14 protein-coding genes are annotated in these 11,328 nt (G+C 37.9%); 11 read left to right on the forward strand and 3 right to left on the reverse strand.

The genetic code is table 11. The features are described from left to right. The 3 genes from Q0546_RS00065 to Q0546_RS00075 form a co-directional block, all read right to left on the reverse strand. Positions 1-134, reverse strand: a 134-nt coding sequence (locus Q0546_RS00065; RefSeq protein WP_298789463.1) for an ATP-binding cassette domain-containing protein, incomplete at its 3' end; no start/stop codon positions are given. Continuing rightward, complete coding sequence (tsaE, locus tag Q0546_RS00070) at positions 127-528, reverse strand: tRNA (adenosine(37)-N6)-threonylcarbamoyltransferase complex ATPase subunit type 1 TsaE (RefSeq protein WP_298789443.1); 402 nt, start codon at positions 526-528, stop codon at positions 127-129. The genes tsaE and Q0546_RS00065, both read right to left, overlap by 8 nt. Next, the gene (locus Q0546_RS00075) at positions 525-770 is read right to left on the reverse strand and encodes a S4 domain-containing protein (protein WP_297940412.1); all 246 of its coding nucleotides are present in this window, start codon (positions 768-770) and stop codon (positions 525-527) included. Before Q0546_RS00075 ends, tsaE begins: the two co-directional genes overlap by 4 nt. A 166-nt stretch (positions 771-936) precedes the next feature. On the opposite strand from Q0546_RS00075, the gene Q0546_RS00080 reads away from it, so the two are divergent. From Q0546_RS00080 to Q0546_RS00130, 11 genes are all read left to right on the forward strand, one after another. Beyond that, a complete protein-coding gene (locus tag Q0546_RS00080; RefSeq protein ID WP_298789446.1) occupies positions 937-2,160 on the forward strand; it encodes an argininosuccinate synthase in 1,224 nt (407 codons plus the stop codon). A gap of 13 nt (positions 2,161-2,173) precedes the next feature. Continuing rightward, positions 2,174-2,620 carry a 50S ribosomal protein L9 gene (rplI, locus tag Q0546_RS00085; protein WP_002945216.1) on the forward strand — a complete coding sequence of 149 codons (447 nt, stop codon included), beginning with the start codon at positions 2,174-2,176 and terminating at the stop codon, positions 2,618-2,620. After that, the gene (gene hslV, locus Q0546_RS00090; RefSeq protein WP_002950269.1) at positions 2,621-3,154 is read left to right on the forward strand and encodes an ATP-dependent protease subunit HslV; all 534 of its coding nucleotides are present in this window, start codon (positions 2,621-2,623) and stop codon (positions 3,152-3,154) included. 7 nt (positions 3,155-3,161) lie between these two features. Then, the gene (gene hslU, locus Q0546_RS00095; protein ID WP_298789450.1) at positions 3,162-4,484 is read left to right on the forward strand and encodes an HslU--HslV peptidase ATPase subunit; all 1,323 of its coding nucleotides are present in this window, start codon (positions 3,162-3,164) and stop codon (positions 4,482-4,484) included. Then, the gene (era, locus tag Q0546_RS00100; protein WP_298789452.1) at positions 4,481-5,350 is read left to right on the forward strand and encodes a GTPase Era; all 870 of its coding nucleotides are present in this window, start codon (positions 4,481-4,483) and stop codon (positions 5,348-5,350) included. Before hslU ends, era begins: the two co-directional genes overlap by 4 nt. A 107-nt stretch (positions 5,351-5,457) precedes the next feature. After that, complete coding sequence (locus Q0546_RS00105) at positions 5,458-6,969, forward strand: hypothetical protein (protein WP_298789454.1); 1,512 nt, start codon at positions 5,458-5,460, stop codon at positions 6,967-6,969. Next, complete coding sequence (gene pilO / locus Q0546_RS00110; protein ID WP_298789456.1) at positions 6,969-7,619, forward strand: type 4a pilus biogenesis protein PilO; 651 nt, start codon at positions 6,969-6,971, stop codon at positions 7,617-7,619. Before Q0546_RS00105 ends, pilO begins: the two co-directional genes overlap by 1 nt. Then, positions 7,598-8,026, forward strand: a complete 429-nt coding sequence (locus tag Q0546_RS00115) for a hypothetical protein (protein ID WP_298789458.1) — start codon at positions 7,598-7,600, stop codon at positions 8,024-8,026. The genes pilO and Q0546_RS00115 overlap by 22 nt, the downstream gene beginning before the upstream one ends. Further along, the gene (mshL, locus tag Q0546_RS00120) at positions 8,004-9,605 is read left to right on the forward strand and encodes a pilus (MSHA type) biogenesis protein MshL (RefSeq protein ID WP_298789460.1); all 1,602 of its coding nucleotides are present in this window, start codon (positions 8,004-8,006) and stop codon (positions 9,603-9,605) included. The genes Q0546_RS00115 and mshL overlap by 23 nt, the downstream gene beginning before the upstream one ends. After that, positions 9,595-10,416, forward strand: a complete 822-nt coding sequence (locus tag Q0546_RS00125; protein ID WP_002947688.1) for an ATP-binding protein — start codon at positions 9,595-9,597, stop codon at positions 10,414-10,416. The genes mshL and Q0546_RS00125 overlap by 11 nt, the downstream gene beginning before the upstream one ends. Continuing rightward, a complete protein-coding gene (locus Q0546_RS00130; protein ID WP_298058543.1) occupies positions 10,409-11,308 on the forward strand; it encodes a transformation system protein in 900 nt (299 codons plus the stop codon). The genes Q0546_RS00125 and Q0546_RS00130 overlap by 8 nt, the downstream gene beginning before the upstream one ends. Positions 11,309-11,328 lie beyond the last annotated feature (20 nt).

Below are 11,328 nucleotides of genomic sequence, written 5' to 3' on the forward strand. Positions count from 1 at the left end.
GTCGTCGTTTTGCCCGCGCCGTTTGGCCCCAGCCGCCCTACTACCTCACCGCTTTTGACCTCTAGCGAGATACCTTTTATGATGTTTGTTTTTTTGATTGTTTTTTGTAAATCTTTAACTTCTAATTTATGCACCGTAAACCTCGTATTTTCTCCCTTTTTGGCTAGGCGAGATGACTACCTTGACGCATTTTTCGCCCAAATTTGCTAGCGCCTTTTCCAGTCGCTCGTCGCCCCACTCTACCAGGTGAAGCCCCTCCTCTAGCAAATTTTCAAAAAGTCCGTTTTGCAAAATCGCGTCAAGTCCGTTTTGATAGATGTCGTAGTGATAAATTTTATCTCCGTAGCTTTGCATGACCGAAAATGTCGGCGAAGTAACCTCCGCATCGATGCCGCGAGCCTTTACGATAGCTTTTACTAACGTCGTTTTGCCGCTAGCCAAATTTCCCTGCAGTATAACGATGCCGCTTTTGGGTAAAATTTTTACCACCTCCTCAAGCTCGCCTAGTCCCAAATTTAACTCTATCATAGCTCTTTTACGTATAGCGCTTGGGCTGATTTTGGGATGCTTTTGGTCTCCGGGATCGCTAGCACTTCGTAGCGCGCCTCTTTGACTAGAAATTTGATCGTTATCACGTCGCCGATCTTGACCTCTTTGGACGGTTTGGCGACGACGCCGTTTACGCTCACGACGCCGCTTTTACACATGTCTTCGCTGACCGCACGCCTTTTTGTGATATTTACGGTATTTAAAAACTTATCTACTCTCATGGCGGCGATTTTAGCCAAATTTGGCTTAAATTTTTAATTTCTCGCCGCTGCATATTAAATTTAATGTAAATTTGACGTTTAGCGTACGCGATTTTAGCGGAAATATTTATAACAAATTAATCAAATTTGGCTAAAATACGCGTCATCTCAATATGAAGGATAGAGAATGAAAAAAGATGTGAAAAAAGTCGTTCTCGCCTATTCGGGCGGACTTGATACGAGCATTATTTTAAAATGGCTACAAGACGAGTATAAATGCGAAGTGGTGACCTTTACCGCCGATATCGGTCAGGGCGAGGAGCTAGAACCCGCACGCCAAAAAGCGCTGGAGCTTGGCATAAAACCCGAAAATATATTTATAGAGGATTTAAAAGAGGAATTTGTGCGAGATTTTGTATTTCCGATGTTTAGAGCAAATGCCGTTTACGAGGGCGAATACCTACTAGGCACTTCGATAGCTCGCCCGCTGATAGCTAAAAAACAAGCTGAGATCGCCGCCAAAGTAGGCGCCGACGGCGTAAGCCACGGAGCGACGGGCAAAGGCAACGACCAAGTGCGCTTTGAGCTAGGCTACTACGCGCTGGGAGATAACCTAACCATCATCGCCCCTTGGCGCGAGTGGGATCTAAACAGCCGTGAAAAGCTACTAAAATACGCCGAAAAAAATGGAATCAAAATAGAAAAGAAACCTGGCAAAAGCCCCTACTCTATGGACGCAAATTTACTCCATATCAGCTACGAGGGTCTAGTGCTTGAAAACCCTGCTCACGCTCCGGAAGCTGATATGTGGCGCTGGACGGTAAGCCCCAAAGACGCGCCAAACGAAAGCGAAATAATAGAAATCGGCTACGAAAAAGGCGATCCCGTTAGTATAAACGGTAAAAAAATGAGTCCAGCGGCGCTACTAGCCGAGCTAAACCGCCTAGGCGCAAAACACGGCATCGGCAGACTTGACCTAGTAGAAAACCGCTCAGTCGGCATGAAAAGCCGCGGCTGCTACGAAACTCCGGGCGGCACGATAATGCTAAAAGCTCACCGCGCGATCGAGAGCATCACGCTAGACCGCGGTGCGGCACACCTAAAAGACGAGCTAATGCCTCGCTACGCCGAGCTCATCTATAACGGCTACTGGTGGTCGCCTGAGCGCATCATGCTACAAGCACTCATCGACAAGAGTCAAGAGAACGTAAACGGCACAGTCAAAGTCGAGCTCTACAAGGGCAACGTCATCGTGCTAGGACGCGACAGCAAGACGGACAATCTCTTTAGCGAGGCATTTTGCACATTTGAAGAGGACAGTGTGTTTGATCAAAAAGACGCGAATGGATTTATCAAGCTAAACGCGCTTAGATTTATCATCGGACGCAAAAACGGACGCAAATTTAACTAAATAAAGGATAAAAATGAAAGTACTACTAATAAAAGACGTAAAATCGCTCGGAAAAGCCGGCGAAATCAAAGAGGTAAAAGAAGGCTACGGAAATAACTTCCTAATCGGAAAAGGCTTTGCTAAAGCTGCGACTCCAGATGTCTTACGCCAGTACGAAGCCGAGCAAAAACGTAAGGCCGAGGAGCTAAAATACGAGATCGCAAATATAGAAAAGCTAAAATCCGAGATCGAAAAAATCACGCTTAAGGTCAAAAAGCCGCTCGGAGCAAACGGCGCGCTATTTGGCGCAGTGACGAAGGATGAAATTTCAGAAGCGCTAGAAAAAAATCATCATTTGGTGGTGGATAAAAAGGCGTTTGACTTCGCGCATACGATAAAAGCGACCGGCATCTACGAAGTGGATGTCAAACTCGGCCACGCCGTGCGCGCCACGCTAAAACTAGACGTCGAGGGCGAATAAGTGTTTCACGCGACTACAATTTTAGCCTACAAAGGCAAGAATAAATCGGTCATCGGCGGCGACGGACAGGTTAGCTTTGGCAACACGGTGCTAAAAGGCAACGCGGTAAAAATACGCAAAATACACAGCGGCAAGGTCCTGGCAGGCTTTGCCGGCAGCACCGCGGACGCGTTTAATCTCTTTGATATGTTTGAAAACAACCTCGATCACGCCAAAGGCGACCTTCTAAAAGCCGTGATCGAGTTTAGCAAAGAGTGGCGCAAGGATAAATATCTGCGCAAGCTAGAGGCCATGATGCTGGTGCTTGATAGAGAGAAAATTTTTCTTTTAAGCGGAACAGGCGACGTCGTAGAGCCCGAAGACGGCAAGATAGCCGCCATCGGAAGCGGCGGTAACTACGCCTTATCCGCTGCCCGTGCGCTGGATAAATTTGCCCAGATCGACGAAGAGGAGCTCGTAAAAGAGAGCCTAAAGATCGCGGGCGAAATTTGCATTTATACGAACACGAACATAAAAACCTACGTTTTAGAATAGAGAAAAGATGAATTTAACCCCAAAAGAGATAGTGAAATTTTTAGACGATTACGTAATCGGGCAAAAAGACGCCAAAAAGATCATCGCCATCGCGCTACGAAACCGCTACCGCAGGATGAAACTAGATAAAACGATGCAAGATGACATCATGCCAAAAAACATCCTGATGATAGGCTCGACTGGCGTGGGCAAAACCGAGATCGCAAGGCGTTTGTCAAAGATGATGGGTTTGCCGTTTATCAAAGTAGAAGCCAGCAAATACACCGAAGTGGGCTTCGTCGGACGCGACGTGGAGAGCATGGTGCGCGACCTGGCGGCTGCGTCGGTAAATTTGGTTAAAGCCGAACAGCGTGAGAAAAACCGCGAGAAAATCGACGAATACGTAAAAGATAAGATAATAAAAAAGCTCCTGCCGCCTCTACCTGCGGGTGCAAGCGAAGAGAAAAAAGCCGACTACGAAAAAAGCTACGAAAAGATGATGAGCAGGCTGGAAAACGGCGATCTAGACGATCTAAGCATCGAGATAGAAGTCGTACAAAATAGCTTTGATGCGGGTGCGAACGTACCGCCCGATATGGCGCAGATGCAAGAGAGCTTCGTCAAAATCATCGGCCTAAGCAACAAAACCGTCAAAAAAGAGATGAAGGTAAAAGACGCCAAAGAGGCGCTCAAAAACGAAGCTAGCGATAAAATTTTAGATATGGAAAGCATCAAAACCGAAGCCGTGCGAAGAGCTGAGAATGAAGGCATAATATTTATCGACGAGATCGACAAGGTCGCGGTGAGCTCAGGAAACTCCGGCAGGCAAGATCCGAGCAAAGAAGGCGTACAGCGCGACTTGTTACCTATCGTGGAGGGCTCGACGGTGACGACCAAATTTGGCGCCATAAAGACCGACCATATACTTTTTATCGCCGCCGGCGCCTTTCACATCAGCAAACCAAGCGATCTAATTCCGGAGCTTCAGGGGCGTTTCCCGCTGCGAGTTGAGCTTGATAGTCTAGATGAAAATGCGCTTTATCAAATTTTAACTCAGCCTAAAAATTCGCTACTCAAACAATACGAAGCGCTTTTAAAAACCGAAAACGTTGAGCTTAAATTTACGGATGACGCCATAAAAGCTATCGCTAAAATCGCTCAAAACGCCAACGAGAAAATGGAAGATATCGGCGCTAGACGCCTACACACCGTGATCGAGCGCGTGATCGAGGATATCAGCTTTGAGGCTAACGAGCACGGCGGCAAAACGGTAGAAGTGGACAAAGCCCTCGTAGAAAAGCGCCTCTCAGACGTCGTCGAGGATCAAGACCTGGCGAGATATATCTTATGAAATCAGGCTTTGTAAGCATCATAGGCCGTACGAATGCAGGCAAAAGCTCGCTTTTAAATTTTTTGCTTGATGCGAAAATCACCATCGTCTCGCACAAGCAAAACGCTACGAGGCGAAAGATCAGCGGTATCGTGATGAACGGCGAAGATCAGATCGTTTTTACAGATACGCCGGGACTTCACGAGAGCAACAAAACGCTAAACAAACTAATGATAAACGAAGCGATAAAATCGATGGGCGACTGCGACGCGATCGTGTTTTTGGCGCCCATTCACGACGGCATAGACGACTACGTCAAATTTCTAAATTTAAATCCGCAAAAACCATATATCTTGGTGCTCACCAAGGTTGACGAAGTTTCAAACGCCAAGGTGCTTGAAAAAATCGCGCAATATCAAAAATTTCAAGACAAATTTACAGCACTTTTGCCTTTTAGCGTCAAAAAGCAAACCTACAAAAAGCCGCTTTTAGATGAAATTTGCAAGCTTTTGCCAGAACATGAGTATTTTTACGATCCGGAATTTTTAACGCCGACAAACGAAAAAGAAATTTTTCGTGAATTTATCCTAGAGGCACTCTATGATAATCTAAGCGACGAGATCCCCTACTCTACCGACGTGCTCATAGACAAAGTCAAAGAAAAACCAGATATAACTGAAATTTATGCCACCATAATCACCGAACGCGAGACACATAAGTCTATAATTATAGGAAAAAATGGTCAAACTATCAAAAGAATCGGGATAAATTCAAGAAAGTTAATATCAAATTTTACGGGACAAAAAATCCTCGTAAAGCTCGTTGTAGTCGTTAAAAAAGACTGGCGCAAAGACGAAAAAACTATAAAAAGCTTGAATATTTTATAAATAATTATTAAGTCATATATTTTTATGGTATAATGAATGTGGCAAGTTGCCTAGTATAGGGCAAAACTAACTTAGAATTTGAAGTTTATATTGAAGGATGCTTAAAAATGGCAAAAAATAAAAATGAAGTGGCAAACATAGTAACGCATGATCCGTATTTGCAAACTTCATATGCCTTTTCGGGTAATAAAATTTCCCAAATAGACCTAAGCAAAGCAAATAAAAATAGTTTTTTTATGTCGTATATCAAATATAAAGATATCATGTCGGGTAGTGTAGAAATACCGCTATCAACGGACGAGGATGATATATCAAATTTAATAACAATCAAGGCTTATGAGCAGTTTGGTCTAGATCCGTCTTCTGAGTATAAAATTGTGTATAACGAAACTTTAGGCATATCGTCTGAAACTAAAATTTTTAACGTATTTATATCTGACATTTTATCAACCGATCAATTATTCTCTTTGGCTCTTAAAAAAATTCCGTATATAGACTATGTGGTGGCTGCCCCGCTAATGTTTCATGCGCTTTATAAAAAAAATATGCTTTCAGCCCAAAATACCGATGCTTTCGTGGTGTTGCAGGATGATGATGCTTTTATAGCTATTTATCAAAACGGAGAGTATGTTCAATCAAGACCACTTAGGTATTCAATAAAAAATATTAGCGAGAAATTTGCTACTTTAAGCGGCAATAAGCTAAACGATAATGTTTTTTTAAATATTATAAAAAATGGAACAAATACTCAAGATGATAGAAGTAGGGATTTTATAGTTGAAATATTTGATGAAATTTCCTATTATATAGGAGACTTAATAAATAGTTTAAGTCGCTTTCTAGGATCAAATGTTTCAAATATAAATTTAGTAACTGACGTAAAAATGGGTAATTTTGCAGAATTTATACAAGAGAAAGTAAGTATACCTACTAATTACCTTGATCTAAATATTGCCATAAATTCAAAAGAGGTTGAAGTTGATAATATTCACAATATTATGGCAATCAATTCACAATATTACAAAGAAACGCAAGAAAACGATTTTAACTTTTCCAATTTTCTACGACCACTACCGCTATTTCAACGCAATAGCGGTAAATTAATACTATATACACTGCTTGGGCTACTAATTGGATTACTATATCCATTGTATCTTTATGTATCAGGAATTATTACCGACGTAGACACTGCCGATAAAAAAAGCGAATATGAAATCAATAATGCAGATAAAATAAGGATAGAAGGGGCAATAGCAGCCCTTGAACAACAAATTTCAGGCGTATCAAAATCTATCGAGGAAGAACAAGTTGTAATTGATTTTAGAAAAAATACTATTAAAGAAATTTATGATAAAAAAGTTAGTTATCCGATGAAGGGCGTTGTGTTATTTGAGCTCAGCAATCTAATAAACAACAAAGATATACAAACCGCAAGAATAAATAACTCAAATAGAGACATGAAAGTTACATTAGTAAGCAAAGATGAAAAAAAGTTAACGGAGTTGATGCAAAATATAAATACCTCCGATAAATACTCTATATTAACAAAAGAAATTTTATTAGATAAAAAATATGGGGCACCCTCATATGAAACAAATGTTACTATAAAGATTAAATGATGAAAAAAGATAATACACTTACAAAAATCGATAACTATTTTGATGAAAAAAAACCTAGCGAAGTAACAATGATGTTAATTGTTGCTTTTTTCTTATCTGTTGCAATAGCATACTATGCGGTAATACCATATGCGCAAAATTATTATGATGACTCAATAAGGGAAAATGATCGAATAACCCAGGATCTAAACAAGGTAAACTCTTATTTGAGCACCGTTAGCCAAGGTAACGATAGAAATTTTATGATAAATAAAAAACAAAACGAGTTATTACAACAGCAAAATAAGCTCGCTGATGCCCAAAACATGAATCAATATTTTGATAATAAGTTAAAAGAGCTATCATATCTAATTTTTAATGAACAGAGTTGGGCTGATTTTTTAGATAATTTAGCATTTTTAGCAAATAAGAATAATGTAAAAATAACAAAAATAATAAATACATTTAAAGAACCTAATGCTCAGAAAATAGAGCAAGTACTTGATGTAAATATATCTGTCGACGGTGATTATAGGGATATCGTAAGCTATATAAATGCTATTGAAGAATCAAAATTGGTAGTAGATGTGAATAATATAGATATAAATTCTACAAATGGCAAACTAAGAGGAAATATGGGAATTTATATATGGGGGATGAAATATCAATGAAAACTTGTGCTTTGTTTTTTTTAGCGATATTTTGCTCTATATCCATGGCGGATAATTCTCAAGAAGAGATAGAGCATTATAATCAGTTATTCGGCGCGATAAATGAGCAACGTAAAGGCTTAAATGAATCCGAACTAAAAACCATATCTGATCCTTTTTTAAAAACAAAAGCCATTAGCATTGAAAATAACAATAATGTTTCGGATAATCAAACTTTTGATTTACAAGCAATATTTAGCAACAAAGCTAAAATTAGCGGACATTGGTATCGGGTAAAAGATAAAATAGGTGAATATGAACTGGTAAACATTGGATCCAAAAGTATTACTTTAGCAAATAAAGATGAAAAAATTGACTTAAATTTAACAAAAGGGGCAAATAAAAATGTCATTATCAAAATTAAATAAATTATTTAAAATATCTATTATAGCCGCAATATCGTTAACATCAGCATATGGCAATGGTTGTGAAAAAAGGGTTTTTAATCTTAAAATTAATGAACAAGTTTCAGTTCAAGAGGTGTTGACGCAACTATCCGATATGTGTCATTTTAGTGTTGTTACAAAAGATCAATTTGCTAAAGACGCCATAAGCGAACCTCTTTTTGGAATCAATATAAAAGATAAAACATTGAATGAAATTTTTAGCCTTTTACTATCTGAAAAAGATATGAGCTATACCTTTTCTCAAGATATATTAAAAATTTCATCCCTTCAGACAAAAACTTTTAAAATTGATTATATAACATCCGTAAGAGAAGGAACCGCTATAACAAAAGCCTCTGTTGATTCTGCCCCAATAGAAGTAGGAGAGAGAGAAGAAGATAGTGGATCTACAGATATTACTAAGGGCGGTGGCAAGCTTGATAATATAATAAGAACAGTTGAAAAGTTTGATTTTTGGGAAAAATTAGATACTGAAATTAAAGCGATACTAAACAATACGACAGAAAGTATCGTTGCGCCAGATCCTATCATCAATGCCAATGCAGGATTAGTCACTGTAACCGGCACAGCAGCACAGCTTAGGAGAGTTTCTGAATACATTAAAGATATTCAAGAAAGACTTAAAAAACAAGTAGTCATAGATGTATCTATAATATCTGTAGAGCTTGCCAATAGCTACACAAAAGGTGTTGACTGGAGTAAATTTAATATAGGTTTTAAAACCGGATTATACAATCGTACGGTTGTAACTGGCGTAACTGAAACAGTAGGACAAGACGCCGCTGGTAATCCTACGACCACTTTAAGCAGAACATATGGAATGATTCCGGCAAATGACCTATTTTGGTCAAATAGAGGAAACGGTCTTGGCGGTGGTTTTTCTCAAAGCATGAATTTGATTGCAGGTTTTAATTTTAATTTAGACGGCGTTTTAAATTTTCTAGAAACAAATGGAAGAACAAAAGTTGTTTCAAGCCCGAAAATTACAACTTTAAATAATCAACAGGCCCTAATTTCCGTGGGAGATAATGTAAACTATAGAGTTCAGGAAGAAAGTCAAAACAATAACGCTTTAAATGGTAAAACCACTATAACCTATAAGCAATATTCTGTTTTTATAGGAATTTTGCTTAACATTTTACCAGAGGTTTCAGACGATAATAAGATTATGCTCCGTATTAATCCATCTCTTAGCAGCTTCAAATACAATGAAGATGATGTTAGGCAAAGTACAACCATAAGAGAAATCGCACCAGATACTATACAAAAAAAGCTTTCTACTGTTGTGCAGGTAAATAGCGGTGATACAATCGTTTTAGGTGGGCTTATAGCTCAGTCTAAAGGCAAGGAAAATACAAAGGTACCATTCTTGGGAGACATCCCTGTGCTTGGACATGCATTTAAAAGCACAAAAGATAATCTTAGGACAACAGAACTTGTATTTATTATAACCCCAAGAATAGTTGACACATCAAATGCTACACCAATCAATCAGTCTCTTAAAGATTTAGGTTTTTCGAGGTCAACGTATGAGCAATAAATATACTACTCTAAAAAATATATTTATTGATGTAGCACAAGAAAATAACTACATAAATTTAGATAAGTCTATTATTGCATATAAAAAAATTTTAGATTTGTTACAAAAGCCTGCCAAGTTAATTTTATTTTACGGCAAGCCTGGGTGCGGAAAAACATTTTTGCTAAAAAAAATCGTAAGCGATCTTAAAGATCGTAGTGACATTATTTTTTTTCCATATCCCTTTTTCAATGAATCAGAATTTGTAAAATCATTGTATGAAGGTATTTTTAGAAAAGAATCTCAGGAAAAAATTGAAAGCTATGAGCAGTTTATTAAAATATACGAAGCTAAAATCGAAGATAGTCAAGATAAAAAACCAGTAATAGTTATTCTTGACGAGTCACAGCTTTATCCTGAGATTTTACTAGAAAAAATTCGTATAATGTCAGATAGCGGTCTATTTAAATTTGTTTTTGCCACGCACGAAACGATTGATAAAGATGTACTATCGAGAGATTACTTTAAGTCAAGAGTTTGGGAAAGTATAGAGATGGGCTCTATCGATACAGAGGAGATGAAAGTTTATTTGGAAAATAAGTTACAAAATAGTCAGTTTTTTTATATTTTTTTAAAATTTACCGAAGAACAATTTCGTCTTCTAAATGAATTAAGCCAGGGAAATTTAAGAATGCTAAATAAATTAATGTTTAATATTTTTGAACTTTACGAATATTTTGATGCAAATCAACCAACTATAATAGGCGGTGACAAAATGGTAACAAAAATTTTAGAGATGGCAGCCATCAAATCGGAGCTTATAGATGCTTGAAACATATGAAATATTGGAGCTAGAAAGGCGATGGAGAGCCTACGACAAAAAGAGAAAAGAGTTTAAGTTTTCGGATAAAAAGAATTATATATACGCTATTTCTGCTGTTTTAGCTATATCTGTTTCTGTGTCATCGCTTACTTTTTATTTATTAAAAGATTCACTAATAAGTAATAACAACAGCACTACAATTAGTAATGATGCTAGAAAAAACAATAAAGACACCATAAAGCATTCTGAAAATGTTGAACCTGAGCAAAAAATAGACCCAAGCAACAATACCTTACTAAATTCTGATAATTTTGGAGGAACTGAAAATACGCCAAATACGCAAAATAATAGCATTGCAAACGAAGATATCTCAGATAATATAAATACAGAAATTCAGCAACACGGCTGGGTAAATGCAAGCGATATACAACAAGATACACAGAGAGTTAGCAATACTCAAAAAAATATTGGCGGAAAACAAGTGGCAGTAGCCACTCCAAAAGAAGAAAAACTAAATTTTGATTCTGAAAAACATATACCCGCAAAGAGTATTGGTGGCTTGCAAAATATAAACAAATTCCAAATACAATCTTCTGGTTCTGAAGTTTCGGTAGATGAATTAACAGCAAAATTTGAAAAATCAAATAGCTCTGACATTGCACTACTTATTGCAAGAAGATACTATGATGTTAAGGACTATAAAAATAGTGAAAAATGGGCGTTGATAGCAAATGAGCTTGATAGCAATAATGAAGAGAGCTGGATAATATTTGCAAAGTCAAAATATAACCTAAAGCAAAAAGATGATGCTATAAGTGTTCTTAAGATATATAACGATAAGGCAAATTCTGCAAATATCGAGGATCTAATGAGACAAATAGAAGACGATACAGCTTTATAGAATAAAAGCATTATTATTTA

It is taken from the genome of uncultured Campylobacter sp., assembly GCF_937997465.1.
In the GTDB taxonomy this organism is placed as follows: domain Bacteria; phylum Campylobacterota; class Campylobacteria; order Campylobacterales; family Campylobacteraceae; genus Campylobacter_A.

What these genes read in the sequence shown, in the direction of transcription:
- hslU (WP_298789450.1), top strand. Translation starts at nt 3,162, where the DNA reads ATGAATTTAACCCCAAAAGAGATAGTGAAATTTTTAGACGATTACGTA.
- Q0546_RS00125 (WP_002947688.1), top strand. Translation starts at nt 9,595, where the DNA reads ATGAGCAATAAATATACTACTCTAAAAAATATATTTATTGATGTAGCA.
- Q0546_RS00080 (WP_298789446.1), top strand. Translation starts at nt 937, where the DNA reads ATGAAAAAAGATGTGAAAAAAGTCGTTCTCGCCTATTCGGGCGGACTT.
- Q0546_RS00075 (WP_297940412.1), bottom strand. Translation starts at nt 770, where the DNA reads ATGAGAGTAGATAAGTTTTTAAATACCGTAAATATCACAAAAAGGCGT.
- Q0546_RS00115 (WP_298789458.1), top strand. Translation starts at nt 7,598, where the DNA reads ATGGGGGATGAAATATCAATGAAAACTTGTGCTTTGTTTTTTTTAGCG.
- Q0546_RS00105 (WP_298789454.1), top strand. Translation starts at nt 5,458, where the DNA reads ATGGCAAAAAATAAAAATGAAGTGGCAAACATAGTAACGCATGATCCG.
- Q0546_RS00130 (WP_298058543.1), top strand. Translation starts at nt 10,409, where the DNA reads ATGCTTGAAACATATGAAATATTGGAGCTAGAAAGGCGATGGAGAGCC.
- mshL (WP_298789460.1), top strand. Translation starts at nt 8,004, where the DNA reads ATGTCATTATCAAAATTAAATAAATTATTTAAAATATCTATTATAGCC.
- rplI (WP_002945216.1), top strand. Translation starts at nt 2,174, where the DNA reads ATGAAAGTACTACTAATAAAAGACGTAAAATCGCTCGGAAAAGCCGGC.
- pilO (WP_298789456.1), top strand. Translation starts at nt 6,969, where the DNA reads ATGAAAAAAGATAATACACTTACAAAAATCGATAACTATTTTGATGAA.
- tsaE (WP_298789443.1), bottom strand. Translation starts at nt 528, where the DNA reads ATGATAGAGTTAAATTTGGGACTAGGCGAGCTTGAGGAGGTGGTAAAA.
- era (WP_298789452.1), top strand. Translation starts at nt 4,481, where the DNA reads ATGAAATCAGGCTTTGTAAGCATCATAGGCCGTACGAATGCAGGCAAA.